Consider the following 15,292-nt stretch of genomic DNA (forward strand, 5'->3'; position numbering starts at 1 on the left):
CTTCGGGTGGGTTCCGGACCCCGGTCCCCGGAGGGCTTTCGGCAGCGGCTTCGGGTGGGTCCCGGCACCCGGCCCCCGCAGGGCCAGCGGTCGGGCGGCCGATCGGCTCCCTGGGCGGAGGTGCGGATGGGGCCCCGGTCCCGTCCCCCGCAGTGCCCCCGGCCCATTCCCGGGCCGAGCCCGCGGCCGGGGGGTTGGCCGAGTCCCGGGCCGAGCCCGCGGCCGGGTCCGGGGCCGAGCCGGAGTCCGGGGCCGAGCCCGCGGCCGGGACGTCGGCCGGGTCCGGGGCCGAGCCCGCGGGCGAGGACACCGCGGAGGCCGTCGCCGAGGCTCCGGTCGTCCCCGCGCGGATTCTCGTCGTGGACGACGATCCCACCGTCGCGGAGGTCGTGGCCGGGTACCTCGTCCGGGCCGGTTACCGCGTCGACCGGGCCGGTGACGGGCCGGCGGCGCTCGCCCGGGCGGCCGTGCACCGTCCCGACCTGGTGGTGCTCGACCTCATGCTGCCCGGCATGGACGGCCTGGAGGTGTGCCGGCGGCTGCGCGGGGAGGGGCCCGTGCCGGTCGTCATGCTGACCGCCCGGGGCGACGAGGACGACCGGATCCTCGGCCTGGAGGTCGGCGCCGACGACTACGTGACCAAGCCGTTCAGCCCGCGGGAGCTGGTGCTGCGGGTGGAGTCCGTCCTGCGCCGCACCCGGCCGGCCCCGGCCCGGGCGCCGCACCCGCCGTCCGCGGCCGGCCTCACCGTCGACCCGGCCGCCCGCAGGGCCACCAAGCACGGCACCGAACTGTCTCTGACCTTGCGCGAGTTCGACCTCCTCGCCTTCTTCCTGCGGCACCCGGGGCGGGCGTTCTCGCGGGAGGAGCTGATGCGCGAGGTGTGGGGCTGGGACTTCGGCGACCTGTCCACCGTGACCGTCCACGTCCGGCGGCTGCGCGGCAAGGTCGAGGACGATCCGGCCCGGCCCCGGCTGATCCAGACGGTGTGGGGCGTGGGCTACCGCTTCGACGCCGCCGGCCGGGAGGCGGACTGACCGTGCCCGCCACCCTCCTCATGGCCCTGTACGCCTTCGCCGGCGCCGCCGCCACCGGCCTGGCCGGCGCGGCCGTGCTGCGGCTGATCCGGCGGCGCTCGCTGACCGCGTCGCTCGCCGTGGTGGCGGCGGTCGCCGTCCTCGCGATGCTCGCGGGCACGCTGGCCGTCGCGTGGGCGATGTTCCTGTCCCCGCACGACCTGTCCGTCGTCACGACCGTCGTGGCGATGGCGGCCGTCGTCTCCCTGGCCACCGCGCTGCTGCTGGGCCGCTGGGTCGTCGCCCGCAGCCGTGAACTGGCACTGGCGGCGCGGTCGTTCGGCGACGACGGCGGCTACGCGGCCCCCACCACGCCGGCCACCGCCGAACTGGACGCGCTCAGCCGTGAACTGGCGGCCACCAGTGCCCGGCTCGCCCAGTCCCGGGAGCGGGAGCGCGCCCTGGAGGCCTCCCGGCGCGAGCTGGTCGCCTGGATCTCGCACGACCTGCGCACCCCGCTGGCCGGTCTGCGCGCCATGTCCGAGGCGCTGGAGGACGGCGTCGCCGCCGACTCCGGCCGCTACCTGCGCCAGATCCGCGCCGAGGTGGAACGCCTCAACGACATGGTCGGCGACCTCTTCGAACTCTCCCGCATCCACGCCGGCACGCTCGCCCTCGCCCCGGCCCGCGTCTCGCTCTACGACCTGGTCGGCGACGCCCTCGCGGGCGCGGACCCGCTGGCGCGCGAGCAGGGCGTACGGCTGGTCGGCGACGCCGTGGCGGCCGTACCGGTCGAGGTGGACGGCAAAGAGATGAGCCGGGTCCTGGGCAACCTGCTGGTCAACGCGATCCGCCGCACCCCCGCCGACGGCACCGTCGCCGTCGCCGCCGAGCGTTTCGACGACGGCGTGGTGGTCTCCGTGACCGACGGCTGCGGCGGCATCCCCGAGGAGGACCTGCCGCGGGTCTTCGACACCGGCTGGCGCGGCACCCACGCCCGTACGCCCCCGGCCGGCGCGGGTCTCGGCCTCGCCATCGTCCGCGGCATCGTCGAGGCCCACCGAGGCCGCGCCACGGTCCACAACATCCCCGGCGGCTGCCGCTTCGAGGTGACCCTGCCCCTGGCGGACGCCTGAGGGGAGCGCGCCCCGCCCCGCGTGCCGTCCCGCACGCGGCACCGGCGGAGCGCCCTCGCGGTTCACTCGCCCCGCAGGCCCGCCCGGGCGAACTCCCGCATGCCCTCCGCGAATCCGACCCGTGGCCGCCAGCCCAGTCCGGTCCGCAGGCGGGTGGAGTCGGCGGTGATGTGGCGGACGTCGCCGAGGCGGTACTCGCCGGTGACGACGGGCTCGGGTCCGCCGTGGGCGGCGGCCAGGGCGGTGGCCATCTCGCCCACCGTGTGCGGCTCACCGCTGCCGGTGTTGTAGGCGCTCAGGGCTCCCTCCGGGGGCCGGGCGGCCTCCAGCGCCGCGACGTTGGCCGCGGCCACGTCCCGCACGTGCACGAAGTCCCGGCGCTGACGGCCGTCCTCGAAGACGCGCGGGGCCTCGCCGCGGGCCAGCGCGGAGCGGAAGAAGGAGGCGACACCGGCGTACGGGGTGTCGCGGGGCATCCGGGGGCCGTACACGTTGTGGTAGCGCAGCGACACCGCCGTCGCGCCGGTCGTCCGGGCCCAGGCGGCGGCCAGGTGCTCCTGGGCCAGCTTGGTCGTGGCGTACACGTTGCGCGGGTCGGCCGGGGCGTCCTCGCCGACCAGCCCCGGTGACAGCTCCGCGCCGCACCGCGGGCACGCGGGCTCGAACCGGCCCGCGTCCAGGTCGGCGACGGCGCGCGGCCCCGGCCGCACCACCCCGTGCCGGGGGCAGACGTACCGTCCCTCCCCGTACACGACCATCGACCCGGCGAGCACCAGCCGCCGCACGCCCGCACCGGCCATCTCGGCGAGCAGGACGGCGGTGCCGAGGTCGTTGCGGGAGACGTAGTCCGCCGCGTCGGCGAAGCCGTTGCCGAGGCCGACCATCGCCGCCTGGTGGCACACGGCGTCCACGCCGGCCAGCGCCCGCGCCACCGCCGCCGGGTCGCGCACGTCGGCGCCGGGGTCCTCGCGGACGTCGTAGCCGACGGGCTCGTGCCCGTGCTCCCGCAGGGCCTCGACGACGTGGGACCCGATGAAACCGGCACTGCCGGTGACCAGTACGCGCATGCGCACACGCTAGGCCCGCGGGGGCGCCGGACCGGGCGCCCCGACCGGCACGTCACGGGTTCGTAAGGGGCGGAGCGGGGACGGCCCGGGAGGCGACCCACGGCGCGCCCACGGCGCGACTCAAGGCGACTTTGCCAACCCTTTGCAACCCGCCCCCTCCCCGCCTCGTCTCTCCGTCCGATCCGTCCCGCACCCACGCGGTGCGCGGACGCACAGACCACGAGAGAGAGCGACCCGATGCGCCGAACCATCCTCAGTGCCGTGGCCCTGGCCTGCACCGCCGTGCTGGCGGGCACCGCGCCCGCGTTCGCCGACGACCCCACCCCGGTCCCCTCCGCCCCCGCCGAGAGCACCCCGGCCCCCGGCGCCGAACCGACCGAGGCCACCGAGGCGACCCCCGTGCCGTCCGTCAGCGTCCCGGCGGAGGAGCCCACCCGGGCACCGGCCCCCGCGCCCGCCGACGGCCAGGTCACCGTCGTGCCCAAGGGCGCCGCCGACACCGGAGTGGCGGCGTCCGCCGACACTTCGGGGAACGACACGGGGCTCGTCGGCGCGGGCGCCGGCGGGGTGCTCCTCGCGGGCGGCGCGGTCCTCTTCGTCGTACGCCGTCGACGGGCGGCGACCGGCGCATGATCCCGCGCCCCGGTCGCGTCCTCGCCACCGCCGCGCTGGCCGCGCTGCTCGCCGGCTGCGGCGGCGGCCAGGGGGACGGCGAGGCCGCTCCCGCCCCCTCGGCGACCGCGACGAACACGGCACCGGCCGCGCACGCACCGGCGAAGTCGGTGCGGCCCCTCGCGCGTTCGGTTCCGGTGGGGCTGCGCATCCCCGCCATCGGGGTCGACACCCCGGTGACGGACCTGGGGCTCGCGTCGGACGGCACGGTGGAGGTCCCGCCCGTCACGGACGACGACCGCGCCGGCTGGTACCGGCACTCGCCGACCCCGGGCCAGGCGGGGCCGTCGGTCCTCCTGGGCCACGTCACGGTGGGCCGGTACGGCGACGGGGTGTTCCGGCACCTCGCGCGGCTGCACCGCGGCGACCGGATCGAGGCCCGCCTGGAGAACGGCACGGCGGCCGAGTTCACGGTCACGGCCGTACGGACGGTGGCCAAGGCGGACTTCCCGACGGACGACGTCTACGGGGACGTGGCAGGGCCGGAGTTGCGGCTCATCACCTGCGGCGGCCCGCGCGACGGCGACGAGTACCGGGACAACGTGATCGTCTTCGCCGAACTGAGCGCCGCCGAGGGCGCGTAGCGTCCGGCCGCGCACCGCATACCCTCACGACCATGGAGAGCGTTGAAACGGTCCCGTGACAGGGCGGCGTCCGAGCTGTTCGCCGCCCTGTATCCGCGCCTCGCCGGCTGGTGCCGCCGGCTCGTCGACGACGACGAGACGGCCCACGAGATCGCCTCGGAGGCGTTCACCCGGCTCTGGGCCCGCTGGACGTCCGTGGAGGAGCCGCGCGGTTTCCTCTACGTCACCGCCGCCAATCTCGTCCGGGACCACTGGCGCAGACTAGAGCGCGAGCGCCGGGCGGTGCGCCGGGTCACCGCGGAGGTCGCGGTGCGTCCGCACCCCGAACAGGCCGACCCCTCGGTGCGGTTGCTCGTACAGTCCCTGCCGGAGCGGCTGCGCGTGCCGATCCTGCTGCACTACTACGCCGACATGCCGATCCGGGAGGTGTCCGTGCTGACCGGACGCAAGGAAGGGACCGTCAAGGCCGACCTGCACGCGGCCCGCGAACTGCTCCGCGTCCACCTGAGGAGAAGCCTTGACCACACGCCTTGAGGACGGCCCGGACGACCGGGACGAGCCGGGGTTCGCGCGGGACGACGACGATCCGCTGCTGGTCGTGCTGCGTCCGGACGCCGACTTCCTGGGCCCGCCCCCGGGCCGCTACGAGGCGATCCGGCGCGCGGCGTCCCGGCGGCGCCTGCTGCGTGCCGCCGCCGGGGCCGCGGCGACCGCTGCCGCCGCCGCCCTGATCGCGCTGCCGCTGCACTGGGCGGCTCCCGCCCCGCCCGCGAGTCCGGCGTCTCCGCCGGCCCCCGCCCGCCCCACGCCCGAGGTCTCACCGAGCCCGGCCCCGTCCCGGGACTCGACACGCTCGCCCGATCCGGGCCCCGCGCTGCCGACCGAGGCGCCCGGAACGGCCGCCGCCACGCCGTCGCCCTCCGCGCCGCCCGCCTTCGCGCCGTCGGTCGAGCCGAGCGACCCGCCCGTCCGGCAGGCCCCGTCGGGCACACCCGGCGACGTACTGCCCACGCCCTCGGCACCCGGCCCCGCGGAGCAGGACGGCGCGGCCGACGCGGCGGGCACGGCTGCTACAACGGGGCGATGATCTATCACGTGGTGCCGCTCGCCGAGTGGAACGCGGACCCGGCCCGGCCGTACGCGCCCGCCTCCCTCACCGCGGACGGCTTCGTCCACTGCTCGCCCGACGAGGCGGCCACGCTCGCCGTCGTCAACGCGTTCTACCGCGACGCGCCCCGGCCCCTGGTGGCACTGGTCCTCGACGAGGAGCGGCTCACCGCCCGGTGCGTGTGGGAGGCGCCGGAACCCGTCCCGCCGCCCGGCGTCGCCGCGGGCACCCTGTTCCCCCACGTGTTCGGCCCCCTCGACCGCGAGGCCGTCCAGCGCGTGCTGGAGGTCCGCTGGGACGACGGGGGCCGGGCCACGGGACTGCGCTGACCTCAGAGGTCCTGGGGCGGGGCGGTGGTGCCGCCGAGGAGCGCGGACGCCGTCTCGACCGGACTGGCTGCGGGCGCCGGCGGCGCGGGCTCGGCACCGGGCGCGGGGTGGCAGGTGAACCCGAGGCGGGTCATCGCCCGGGTCACCTCGGCGCCGGAGAAGTCGCGGCGGTCCTGCCGGGTGACGACCTCGCCCACCTGCTTGACCGGATAGCGGCGGCGGCCGATCGTCACGGACTCACCGGTGACGGGCTCGGGCGTGACGCCCTTCATCGAGTCCAGCACCCCTCCCTTGGTGAGGTCGAACGGGTACCGGGCGATGACACAGCGCATGATGCCTCCACTGAGGGGATGGGGCGGACGGGGTCCGTTGCCGGGGACGTGCCAGGGGATGTGCCGGCGGTGACCTAGGCCGCCGAGCCGGTCGCGCCGGCCGAGCCGCCGGTGGACTGGCGGCGCGGGCGGCGGCGCGGGGCTTCGCCGGCGGGCCGGCCCTGGGCGGAGCGCCCCTGGCCGGTGCGGGGCTGGGCGGCGCCGGTACGGCTCGCCGTGCCGGACCCCTGCCCGCCCGCGCGTCCCGAGGAACGGCCGCGCCGGCCGCGGGAAGCGGAACCCGAACCGGCGGCGGCACGACGGGGGCGCTCCACCACCGGTACGGCGATGACGACGGGGACGCCGGAGGGGGACTGCGCACCGGTGATGCGGGCCAGCTCCGCCTCGCCCGAGCGGACGGGGGTGACCCGCGGGGTGATACCGGCCGAGGCCATCAGCCGCGTCATGTCGCGCCGCTGGTCCGGCGTCACCAGCGTGACCACGCTGCCGGACTCGCCGGCGCGGGCGGTGCGGCCGCCGCGGTGCAGGTAGTCCTTGTGGTCGCCGGGCGGGTCGACGTTGACGACCAGGTCGAGGTTGTCGACGTGGATGCCGCGGGCCGCGACGTTGGTCGCCACCAGCGCCGTCACCTGGCCGTCCTTGAACTGGGCGAGGGTCCGGGTGCGCTGCGGCTGGGACTTGCCGCCGTGCAGGCCGGCGGCGCGCACGCCGCTCTTGAGCAGCTGCTTCACCAGCCGGTCCACCCGGTGCTTGGTGTCCAGGAACATGATGACCCGGCCCTCGCGGGCGGCGATCTCGACGGTCGTGCGCTGCTTGTCCTCGTCCTGCACGTGCAGGACGTGGTGCTCCATCGTGGTGACGGCACCGGCCGACGGGTCGACGGAGTGCACCACCGGGTCCGTCAGGTAGCGGCGGACCAGCCGGTCGACGTTGCGGTCCAGGGTGGCCGAGAACAGCATCCGCTGCCCGTCGGGCGCGACCTGGTCGAGCAGGGCGGTGACCTGCGGCATGAAGCCCATGTCGGTCATCTGGTCGGCCTCGTCCAGGACCGTGATCGTGACGTCGCCGAGGGCGCAGTCGCCGCGGTCGATGAGGTCCTTGAGCCGTCCGGGCGTGGCGACGACGACCTCCGCGCCGGAGCGCAGCGCCCCGGCCTGCCGGCCGATCGACATGCCGCCGACCACGGTGGCCGACCTGAGGCCCACGGCGCGGGCGTACGGGGTGAGGGCGTCGGTGACCTGCTGGGCCAGCTCACGGGTGGGGACGAGGACCAGGGCGAGCGGTCGGCGCGGCTCGGCGCGCCGGCCGGCCGTGCGGGCCAGCATGGCCAGGCCGAAGGCGAGCGTCTTGCCCGAACCGGTGCGGCCGCGGCCGAGCACGTCGCGTCCGGCCAGGGAGTTCGGCAGGGTCGCCGCCTGGATCGGGAACGGCACGGTCACGCCCTGGTCGCCGAGCGCGGTCAGCATGCGGGCCGGCAGGTCGAGTTCGGCGAAGGTCTCGACGGCGGGCAGCGCCGGCGTGATCGTCTTCGGCAGTGCGAACTCGCCGCCCTGGGGGGCGGCGGCCGGACGCCGGCCGGAGTTCTGGGGGCGGCCGCCCGACCGGGAGCGGCGCGGGCCCTCACCGGAGCGTCGGCGGTCGTTGGTGCGTGCGCGGTTCATGGGGAACCTTCCTCGATACGGCACGTATCAAGGGAGACCCGCAGCGGACGAGCGGCGCAGGGAATCGCAAGAACGAGCCGGCCCGGTCGATTTCGGCGCGGTGGCCGAGCGGACCGGGAGAATTGGTGAAAACGGGGATCGCGGCGGTCGCGGAGACCGCGGCGAAGGTGAATGCGCGGGGAGAAATCGGTGACCCCGCGGGGCGGCGTGCGCCCGGAAACGCGGCGAGCTGGGGCCCGCACCCAAGGTGCGGGCCCCAGCTGCGGAGTGTGCGAGAGCGTCAGGCCGGAGTGATGTTCTCGGCCGTCGGGCCCTTCTGGCCCTGCGCGATGTCGAAGGTCACCTTCTGACCCTCGAGCAGCTCGCGGAAGCCCTGAGCGTTGATGTTCGAGTAGTGGGCGAAGACGTCGGGGCCGCCGCCGTCCTGCTCGATGAAGCCGAAGCCCTTTTCGGCGTTGAACCACTTCACGGTGCCGGAAGCCATGTTTTCTCCTTCGGTACGGTGCTCGGAGTTCACCCTGTGTGCACTCCGGTCGCCGCGATGATCACCCCGTCGGAAAAACCTTCAGGCAACCACAACTGCAACTTCCCTCGACAGTAGCACGCCGTGATCGGGTGGGTGCCGGCGATAATCCGGCCTCCGGCCGGCCGTCCGGGAATATTCCCGGACGGCCGGCCGATTTCTGCCGCCGGCCCGGCGGACACCGGGGGCAGGGGGCGCGGCCGGCCCCGCATCGAGACGAAGGACACGTCGTGCGCGCGGGCGGTGAACGGCCCGGACGGAACGGTTCGGGGTCCGCCCGCGTCGTCCCCTTCCAGGGCACGGCGGCCGTGTCCCGGGGAGGGGCGGCGCAGTGGGCAGGGACGGGTACGCCGAGTGGACACGGCGGTTCGAGGACGAGCGCGAGCGCAGACGGGCGCAGGGCGACCCGGACTGGGCGCGGGGTGCCGTGCTGCACCGGGCGGTGTGGTCCGGCGTCCAGCGCTTCCAGGTCGGCGAGGACGGTGACGGGGCGAACCTCGTCGCCAAGGCCGAGGAGGCCGGCGACGCCGACTACGCGCGGGCGGTGCGGCTCTTCGTCGCCGAGGAGCAGAACCACGCCAGGCTCCTCGCCCGGCTGCTGGCCGCGGGCGGCCGGCCGACGCTGAGCGGCCACTGGAGCGACACCGTGTTCGTACGGCTGCGGCGGCTGCTGGGCCTGCGCACGGAACTGCTGGTGCTGATGATCGCCGAGGTCGTGGCGCTGCGGTACTACCGCGCCCTGCGGGACGGCACCGACGACGCGCTGACCTCGGAGGTGGCCGGCCGGATCCTGGCCGACGAGCAGCGGCACGTCCCCTTCCACTGCGAGCGGCTGCACGACTCGCTGGGCGAACTCCCCGCCGTGACCCGCCGCCCCGTGATGGCCCTGTGGCGGCTGCTGCTCCTGGCCGCCACCCTCGTCGTCGCCGCCGACCACGGCGCGGGGCTGCGCCGGCTCGGTGTCGGCCGGCGCCGTTTCACGGCCGACGTCATGGCCTCGTCCGCCGAGGTGACCGACGCCGTACTCGCCCCCCGGCCGGACGCGTGGACCGGCGCCGGCGGGGAGTGAGCGCCGGACGCCGGGCCCGACGACCCCGGTGACCTGTGCGGAAGCGCGCTGCTATCCTCCAGCGGATCTTCGCGCGCGGCGACGTACCGGTTGAGGGGGGTCCCATCCGGCCGCCTGCGCGTGTCCGGCCGCGCGCGTGCGCTTCGCCGCGGTCTTCTTCTGGGGAGGGACCGTATGTTGCACCGTTCTCGTGTTTCCCGGCTGCGGCTGACGGTGGCGATCGCCGCCGTGCTCGCGACCGTCCCGGCCGGCGGCCAGGCCGTGGCCGCGCCGGCGCCGCCCACCGCGCCCTTGTCCGCGTCGGCTGCGACGGCCGCCTCCGCGGCGGTGCCGTACCCGGCCGGCCGGAGCCGGCTGGCGGGCGTCGGCGCGACCGGGTTCCTGACCTGGGGCGAGGGCGGCCCCGCGGACGCCCTGTGGACCAGCTTCGCCGACGGTTCGACCACCGATCCGAGGGGCGGGCGGCCCCGCTGGGTCGCCATGGGCGCCAAGGCCTCGGACGCGGTGGTGCTCCTGCGCTCCGACGGCCTCGTCGAACTGCGCGACATGAGTACGGGCAAGTCCGTGATGGTCGTGGACCCGGACGACTTCGGCCCCTCGGGGCAGTCCGCCGGCGCGGTCGGCTCCACCCTCCTCGTCGGCACCGCGAACAGCGCCGGCGGCCAGGACGTCCACCTCGTCGACATGGTGGACGGCGCACCGGCCGGGCGCACGGTGACCGGTCTGCCGCGCGACGCGGACGACCCGCACGTCGTCGCGGGCACCCCCGACCACGCCGTACTGACCTACAGGACGGCGGGCACCTGGCAGTGGGCGCTGGTCGACCTGGCCGACGGCGCCGTCGTGCGGCGCCACGACGCGGCCTCCGCCCCCGCCTCCGTCACCGTCTCCGGCACGCACGTGGCCTGGGCCGAGTCGGACGCCCAGGGCAGGAGCCACGTGGTCGTCGCCCCTCGCGGCACCGGCACCGACCGGCGCTTCGCGATCGGGCAGGCGTCCGGTGACGTGCAGGTCGGCCTCGTGGGCGACTGGGTGACGTACGGCGTGAGCAGCGAACTGACGGCCCAGGACCCGGATCCCCTGTACGCCCTGACGGCCCGTCACCTCACCAGCGGCGCCACCCGCAAGCTCCTCGACCACACGCGGGAGACGGCCACGGCACCCGACGGCACCCTCTACGCCGGCGGCGGCACGGCGGCGGGCGGCGAGGGCCTGTACCGGATCGCCCCCGGCACCGACGGGGCGCCGGTCGCCACCCGCGTGGCGAGCAGCGGCGAGGCGACGAAGGTGACGTTGCTCGGGGACGACATCCCCGACGTGGTCGACCTCGACCGGGACAAGGGCCGATTCCGCCTGGAGTGGCGCCTGTCCCGGGTCAACGTGGCGATGGACGTCACGCTGCGCAACACCCGCACCGGGGAGGTGAAGCGGGCCGACGTGTACCCCCTGTCGACCGGATACGGCGACCCGCACCGCGTCCACCTCGACTGGGACGGTGACGTGGAGTGGAACGGCTCCCGCGGCATGTACTCCGCCGCAGGCGCCGGCCCGTACACCTGGCGGGTCGAGGCCGAGCCGCTCAACGGCATCGGCCCGAAGCTGGTCTCCTCGGGCACCTTCACCGTCGCCCGCGACCCCGGCCTGCACGACTACGACGGCGACGGCGCCCCCGACGTCCTCGCGCGGGACACGGGCGGCCGGCTGTGGCTCAACGACACCTTCGACTCCCGGGAGCAGTACACCTACTTCCAGAACCCGGAGCAGCTGGTCGGCGGCGGCTGGGACGTCTACGACCGGATCGAGGGCGCCGGTGACCTCGGCGGCGCCCCGGTGAGCGACGTGGTGGCCCGGGACCGCTCCGGCGTGCTCTGGCTGTACCTCGGCAAGGGCGACGCGAAGGCCCCGTTCACCTCCCGCATCAGGATCGGCGGGGGCTGGAACGCCTACCGTCAGCTCACCGGCGGCAGCGACCTGAACGGCGACGGCCGGGCCGACCTCGTCGCCACCGACGCCTCGGGCGCCCTGTGGCTGTACAAGGGCACCGGGAACTACAAGGCCCCCTTCGCCAAGCGCGTGAAGATCGGTACGGGCGGCTGGGGGGCGTACGACCAGATCACGGCGACCGGCGACATCGCCGGGGCCCCGGCCGGTGACCTGGTGGCCCGGGACCGCTCCGGCGTGCTCTGGCTCTACCTCGGCCACGGCGACGGCCGCTTCGCGCCCCGCACGCGCATCGGCGGCGGCTGGAACACCTACGACCACCTGGTGGGCATCGGCGACGCCGACCACGACGGCCGGCCCGACCTGTACGCGACCGATGTGCGGGCGTCCGACCCGGGGCCCTGCCTGTACAGGAGCACGGGCGCCTGGCGGTCGCCGTTCGCGGGACGCGCCGAGGTTTCCTGGTTCTTCATGGAGCGCCGGGACTACAACCTCTTCGCCTGACCCGATGGGCGCGGCGGGGCCTTGCAGGCCCCGCCGCGGGTCCGTCCCGTGCGCGTCCCGCGTACCGCGGGACGGGCCGGGCTACTTGCTGACGGCGAAGCGCATCAGGGCGTGCTCGTCGCCCTGCTTGATCTTGCCCGTCTCGTTGACGACCTCCAGCTTCCAGGCCCCGCCGACCCGCACGGCCTTCGCCACGGCACAGCCGTTGTCCTGGCTGAGCAGGCTGGGCCAGATGTCGGCGACCTGCTCGGAGCTGCCGCCGGTCGCGTCGTAGACCTTGAAGCTGATGTTGCGCGCCTTCTGGAAGGAGCTGCCCTTCTTGTAGGCGGCGGCGACGAACACGATCGACGTGATGGCGCTCGGGAGCCGTGCGAACTCGACGGTCACCGTCTCGTCGTCACCGTCCCCGTGGCCGGTCTGGTTGTCGCCGCTGTGGAGCAGCGAACCGTTGCCCATGGGGTCGAGCGAGTCGAGTCCGGCGAGGCGCACCGGGTCCCCGCCCTGCAGGGCGACGGCGATCAGGTCGAGGTCGGTGCCGGTCTTGCGCCGCAGCTTGCCGAGCACTCCGCCGCTGCTGCCGGCGGTGGGGTCCCAGGAGACGCCGATGGACAGGTGCGTGACCCCGTCCAGGTCCGCGGGACCGCCTTCCTTGGTGAGCGTGATCATGTGTGGGTCATCCTCCGTGGTCGTGCCTGTGCCGCAGAGTCTGCCTGGCGCCGGAACCCTTCGTCAGGGCGGGGCGGTCCGTCAGTTTTCGAGAAGCACCGCGGACCCGGCCGCCCCTACCGTCATGGACATGAACTCCATCGACTCCATCACCCTCGAAGTGGCCGACCCCGAGGCCGCCGCCCGCTTCTACTCCGACGCCTTCGGACTCGACGAGTCGCGGGTGCGGGTCCGCGCCTCCGACAGCCCCACGAGCGGTTTCCGCGGCTTCACGCTGTCGCTCGTGGTGGCCCAGCCCGGCAACGTCGACGCGCTGTTCACCGGCGCCGTCGACGCCGGCGCCACCGTCCTCAAGCCCGCCGCGAAGTCGCTGTGGGGCTACGGCGGAGTCGTCCAGGCACCGGACGGCACGGTCTGGCAGATCGCCACCTCGTCGAAGAAGGACACCGCCCCGGCCAGCCGCGACGTGGACGAGATCGTGCTCCTCCTGGGCGTCGAGGACGTCAAGGCGACCAAGCGGTTCTACGTCGAGCAGGGCCTCACCGTGGGCAAGAGCTTCGGCGGGAAGTACGTCGAGTTCGCCACCGGCCCGGACACCGTCAAGCTCTCCCTCTACAAGCGCCGTGCCCTCGCCAAGGTCGCGGGCGTGGCCGCCGAGGGCACCGGCTCCCACCGTCTCGTCGTCTCCGGCGGCACCCGCCCCTTCGCCGACCCGGACGGCTTCGCCTGGCAGCCGGAACTCAGCCACTGATCCGTTAGTTTCCTGTGCATGTCATCACGGGAAACTCCGCGAATACCCGGGCGCCGGGCGCGGGCGAGACTCTGGGCCGTGGCGGGTGTGGCGACCCTCGCGTTCCTCATCGCGCTGGAGATCGCCGCGCGCCGCTACGGCCTGCCGGGGCCGATGACCAACCAGGCCGAGGAGCTGGTGTCCGCCCCCGCGTCGGGGCCGCTGCTCTACGCCGGTCTGGCGCTCACGATGGTGGTCCTGACCTGGCGGGAACGGTTCGTCGCGGCCGCCTTCGCGGTCGGCGTCGACCTCGCCGTCGCGCTGGTGCGGTGGGCGGCGGACGCCACCGCGTCCGGCAGCCACTCCTTCGGCAACGGCGCGCTGTGGGCGGTCCTGGGCTGCGGGGTCGTCGCCGTGACACGGCGCACGGGACCGGAGCGGATCCTCCTGCTGAAGGGCGTCGGGCTGGGCCTGCTGCTGGTGGCCGGCCGCAAGACGGGCGACGCCTGGCTGCTGATCACGTCCAAGACCCGTCCGGACGTCCTCGACCCGTACGTGGCGACCGCCGACCACGCGCTGGGGAACCCCTCGTGGCTGATGGGGCGGGCCGTCGAGGCCACGGGCCCGGTCGGTGAGCACCTGCTGGACTGGGTCTACGTCCAGCTCGCGGTGGCCGCGGTCGTGGTCGCGCTGTACCAGTTGCGCAAGGTGGCGGCCGAGCGCCGCTTCCCGAGCCACCACCTGGTCCGCACCTTCCTGTTGATAGGTCTGCTCGGACCGGGCATCTACATGATCTTCCCGGTGGTCGGGCCGGTCTTCGCCTACGGCACCGGGGCCTTCGGCACCGGCGGCGCGGAGTGGGCGATCGCCGACCTGTGGCCGCACACCCTGCCGCCGGCCGGCACCCCGCACCCGTTCACGTACGACGGGGTCACCCCTCGCAACTGCATGCCGAGCCTGCACACTGCGTGGGCCGTCGTGATCTTCATCCACTCCCGGAAGGGGCCGCGCGTCCTGCGCTGGGCGGGGACGTTCTGGCTGGTCGCCACGCTCACCGCCACGCTGGGCTTCGGCTACCACTACGCCATCGACCTCGTCGCCGGCGTGGTGTTCGCGGTCACGGTCGAGGCGGGGCTGCGTGCGCTGGACCGCGGCTGGGACCGGTCGGGGAGCCTGCTGGTCGCCCACGGGGCGGTGGTGTTCGCCGCGATCCTGGCGTCGACGCGCTACCTGGCGCCGGAGATGGCCCGGCACCCGTGGGTCTTCGGGCCGCTCCTGCTGCTGTCGATGGCCTCGGTGATCCACGGCTACGTACGGACCACGAAGGGGTGGGAACCGGTGGCCGCGGTCGTGCCGCAGCGTCCGGAGCCGCGGCTCGAGGCGGCCTGAGGCGGCCCGGGCGGGGCGGCGGAGGCCGCGTGCCTGCCGAATTGCGAAAGTTGGCAAGTCATTGGATGCTGGGAGGCCCGGGTCCGCAGGAAGCCGCGGACCCGGTTCTCTCGTGGAGACCCGATGAGCGCCCTGCTCCAGCCCCTGACCCACCGGCACGTGCTCACCCTGCCGACGACGCCCCCGGCGGTCCGGGTGGCCCGGGAGACCGCCGAGCAGGCCCTCGCCGAGTGGGGGGTGAACCCCGGGCACCCCGCGGTGGCACCCGCCCTGCTGATCCTCAGCGAGCTGGTCACCAACAGCGTCCGCCACGCGTCCCCGCCCAGCGAGCAGGTGACCGTCACGTACGCGGCCGGCGCCGACTGCCTGGTTTTCGCCGTGCACGACCGGCACCCCCACCGGCCCCGGCTGCACGGCGCGGACTCTGGTGGCCGCCGGACCGGGGGCCTGGCGACCGTCATGGAGCTGACCGGCGCCCTGGGCGGCACCGCGGTGGTCCGGGGCGACGACGACGGCCGGGGCAAGAGCATCTGGATCACCCTCCCCCTGTGACGTGCGCGGCGGC

17 protein-coding genes are annotated in these 15,292 nt (G+C 75.1%); 12 read left to right on the top strand and 5 right to left on the bottom strand.

The window, feature by feature from the left end; all coding sequences use genetic code 11:
* Nucleotides 1-350 precede the first annotated feature (350 nt).
* Both ACIQFU_RS33080 and ACIQFU_RS33085 read left to right on the top strand, forming a co-directional pair.
* Nucleotides 351-1,037, top strand: coding sequence for a response regulator transcription factor (locus ACIQFU_RS33080; RefSeq protein ID WP_402556607.1), 687 nt, complete (start codon nt 351-353; stop codon nt 1,035-1,037).
* A 20-nt stretch (nt 1,038-1,057) separates the two neighbouring features.
* Nucleotides 1,058-2,152 (top strand): sensor histidine kinase, encoded by a 1,095-nt coding sequence (locus tag ACIQFU_RS33085; RefSeq protein ID WP_402556609.1) that lies wholly within the window; start codon nt 1,058-1,060, stop codon nt 2,150-2,152.
* A 62-nt stretch (nt 2,153-2,214) separates the two neighbouring features.
* Here the strand turns inward: ACIQFU_RS33085 and ACIQFU_RS33090 are convergent, their stop codons facing one another.
* A complete protein-coding gene (locus ACIQFU_RS33090) occupies nt 2,215-3,219 on the bottom strand; it encodes an NAD-dependent epimerase/dehydratase family protein (RefSeq protein WP_402556548.1) in 1,005 nt (334 codons plus the stop codon).
* Between the two features lie 237 nt (nt 3,220-3,456).
* On the opposite strand from ACIQFU_RS33090, the gene ACIQFU_RS33095 reads away from it, so the two are divergent.
* From ACIQFU_RS33095 to ACIQFU_RS33115, 5 genes are read left to right on the top strand one after another with little or no spacing between them, the layout of a single operon-like run.
* Nucleotides 3,457-3,852, top strand: a complete 396-nt coding sequence (locus ACIQFU_RS33095) for an LPXTG cell wall anchor domain-containing protein (protein ID WP_402556549.1) — start codon at nt 3,457-3,459, stop codon at nt 3,850-3,852.
* Nucleotides 3,849-4,475 (top strand): class F sortase, encoded by a 627-nt coding sequence (locus tag ACIQFU_RS33100; RefSeq protein WP_402556551.1) that lies wholly within the window; start codon nt 3,849-3,851, stop codon nt 4,473-4,475. Before ACIQFU_RS33095 ends, ACIQFU_RS33100 begins: the two co-directional genes overlap by 4 nt.
* Before the next feature lie 42 nt (nt 4,476-4,517).
* Nucleotides 4,518-5,009, top strand: a complete 492-nt coding sequence (locus ACIQFU_RS33105) for an RNA polymerase sigma factor (RefSeq protein WP_328561645.1) — start codon at nt 4,518-4,520, stop codon at nt 5,007-5,009.
* Nucleotides 4,993-5,562, top strand: a complete 570-nt coding sequence (locus tag ACIQFU_RS33110) for a hypothetical protein (protein WP_402556553.1) — start codon at nt 4,993-4,995, stop codon at nt 5,560-5,562. Before ACIQFU_RS33105 ends, ACIQFU_RS33110 begins: the two co-directional genes overlap by 17 nt.
* Complete coding sequence (locus ACIQFU_RS33115) at nt 5,559-5,912, top strand: DUF952 domain-containing protein (protein WP_402556554.1); 354 nt, start codon at nt 5,559-5,561, stop codon at nt 5,910-5,912. Before ACIQFU_RS33110 ends, ACIQFU_RS33115 begins: the two co-directional genes overlap by 4 nt.
* A 2-nt stretch (nt 5,913-5,914) precedes the next feature.
* Here ACIQFU_RS33115 and ACIQFU_RS33120 read toward each other — a convergent pair whose 3' ends face one another.
* The 3 genes from ACIQFU_RS33120 to ACIQFU_RS33130 all read right to left on the bottom strand — a co-directional run bounded on the left by ACIQFU_RS33120 (nt 5,915) and on the right by ACIQFU_RS33130 (nt 8,389).
* Nucleotides 5,915-6,244, bottom strand: a complete 330-nt coding sequence (locus ACIQFU_RS33120) for an SCO5918 family protein (protein WP_402556556.1) — start codon at nt 6,242-6,244, stop codon at nt 5,915-5,917.
* Nucleotides 6,245-6,318: 74 nt separating this feature from the next.
* Nucleotides 6,319-7,905 (bottom strand): DEAD/DEAH box helicase, encoded by a 1,587-nt coding sequence (locus tag ACIQFU_RS33125; RefSeq protein WP_402556558.1) that lies wholly within the window; start codon nt 7,903-7,905, stop codon nt 6,319-6,321.
* A 280-nt stretch (nt 7,906-8,185) separates the two neighbouring features.
* Nucleotides 8,186-8,389, bottom strand: a complete 204-nt coding sequence (locus tag ACIQFU_RS33130) for a cold-shock protein (protein ID WP_003975209.1) — start codon at nt 8,387-8,389, stop codon at nt 8,186-8,188.
* A 370-nt stretch (nt 8,390-8,759) separates the two neighbouring features.
* Between ACIQFU_RS33130 and ACIQFU_RS33135 the strand changes: the two genes are divergently transcribed.
* On the top strand, nt 8,760-9,497 hold the full coding sequence (locus tag ACIQFU_RS33135) for a ferritin-like domain-containing protein (RefSeq protein ID WP_402556559.1): 738 nt from the start codon (nt 8,760-8,762) through the stop codon (nt 9,495-9,497).
* A gap of 174 nt (nt 9,498-9,671) precedes the next feature.
* Nucleotides 9,672-11,942 carry an FG-GAP repeat domain-containing protein gene (locus tag ACIQFU_RS33140; protein WP_402556561.1) on the top strand — a complete coding sequence of 757 codons (2,271 nt, stop codon included), beginning with the start codon at nt 9,672-9,674 and terminating at the stop codon, nt 11,940-11,942.
* An 81-nt stretch (nt 11,943-12,023) separates the two neighbouring features.
* Here the strand turns inward: ACIQFU_RS33140 and ACIQFU_RS33145 are convergent, their stop codons facing one another.
* The gene (locus ACIQFU_RS33145) at nt 12,024-12,608 is read right to left on the bottom strand and encodes a TerD family protein (protein WP_402556562.1); all 585 of its coding nucleotides are present in this window, start codon (nt 12,606-12,608) and stop codon (nt 12,024-12,026) included.
* Nucleotides 12,609-12,738: 130 nt separating this feature from the next.
* Between ACIQFU_RS33145 and ACIQFU_RS33150 the strand changes: the two genes are divergently transcribed.
* The 3 genes from ACIQFU_RS33150 (at nt 12,739) to ACIQFU_RS33160 (ending at nt 15,279) form a co-directional block, all read left to right on the top strand.
* Complete coding sequence (locus ACIQFU_RS33150) at nt 12,739-13,359, top strand: glyoxalase (RefSeq protein WP_402556564.1); 621 nt, start codon at nt 12,739-12,741, stop codon at nt 13,357-13,359.
* A 78-nt stretch (nt 13,360-13,437) separates the two neighbouring features.
* Complete coding sequence (locus ACIQFU_RS33155; RefSeq protein WP_402556566.1) at nt 13,438-14,727, top strand: phosphatase PAP2 family protein; 1,290 nt, start codon at nt 13,438-13,440, stop codon at nt 14,725-14,727.
* 123 nt (nt 14,728-14,850) lie between these two features.
* The gene (locus ACIQFU_RS33160; RefSeq protein ID WP_402556567.1) at nt 14,851-15,279 is read left to right on the top strand and encodes an ATP-binding protein; all 429 of its coding nucleotides are present in this window, start codon (nt 14,851-14,853) and stop codon (nt 15,277-15,279) included.
* The last annotated feature ends 13 nt before the right edge of the window (nt 15,280-15,292 follow it).

Source organism: Streptomyces sp. NPDC093065 (genome assembly GCF_044754585.1).
Classification (GTDB): domain Bacteria; phylum Actinomycetota; class Actinomycetes; order Streptomycetales; family Streptomycetaceae; genus Streptomyces.

Bases quoted from the DNA above. Each gene is read 5' to 3' on its own strand.
- ACIQFU_RS33085 (WP_402556609.1), top strand. From the start codon at position 1,058: ATGGCCCTGTACGCCTTCGCCGGCGCCGCCGCCACCGGCCTGGCCGGC.
- ACIQFU_RS33090 (WP_402556548.1), bottom strand. From the start codon at position 3,219: ATGCGCGTACTGGTCACCGGCAGTGCCGGTTTCATCGGGTCCCACGTC.
- ACIQFU_RS33095 (WP_402556549.1), top strand. From the start codon at position 3,457: ATGCGCCGAACCATCCTCAGTGCCGTGGCCCTGGCCTGCACCGCCGTG.
- ACIQFU_RS33100 (WP_402556551.1), top strand. From the start codon at position 3,849: ATGATCCCGCGCCCCGGTCGCGTCCTCGCCACCGCCGCGCTGGCCGCG.
- ACIQFU_RS33115 (WP_402556554.1), top strand. From the start codon at position 5,559: ATGATCTATCACGTGGTGCCGCTCGCCGAGTGGAACGCGGACCCGGCC.
- ACIQFU_RS33120 (WP_402556556.1), bottom strand. From the start codon at position 6,244: ATGCGCTGTGTCATCGCCCGGTACCCGTTCGACCTCACCAAGGGAGGG.
- ACIQFU_RS33125 (WP_402556558.1), bottom strand. From the start codon at position 7,905: ATGAACCGCGCACGCACCAACGACCGCCGACGCTCCGGTGAGGGCCCG.
- ACIQFU_RS33130 (WP_003975209.1), bottom strand. From the start codon at position 8,389: ATGGCTTCCGGCACCGTGAAGTGGTTCAACGCCGAAAAGGGCTTCGGC.
- ACIQFU_RS33140 (WP_402556561.1), top strand. From the start codon at position 9,672: ATGTTGCACCGTTCTCGTGTTTCCCGGCTGCGGCTGACGGTGGCGATC.
- ACIQFU_RS33145 (WP_402556562.1), bottom strand. From the start codon at position 12,608: ATGATCACGCTCACCAAGGAAGGCGGTCCCGCGGACCTGGACGGGGTC.
- ACIQFU_RS33150 (WP_402556564.1), top strand. From the start codon at position 12,739: ATGAACTCCATCGACTCCATCACCCTCGAAGTGGCCGACCCCGAGGCC.
- ACIQFU_RS33160 (WP_402556567.1), top strand. From the start codon at position 14,851: ATGAGCGCCCTGCTCCAGCCCCTGACCCACCGGCACGTGCTCACCCTG.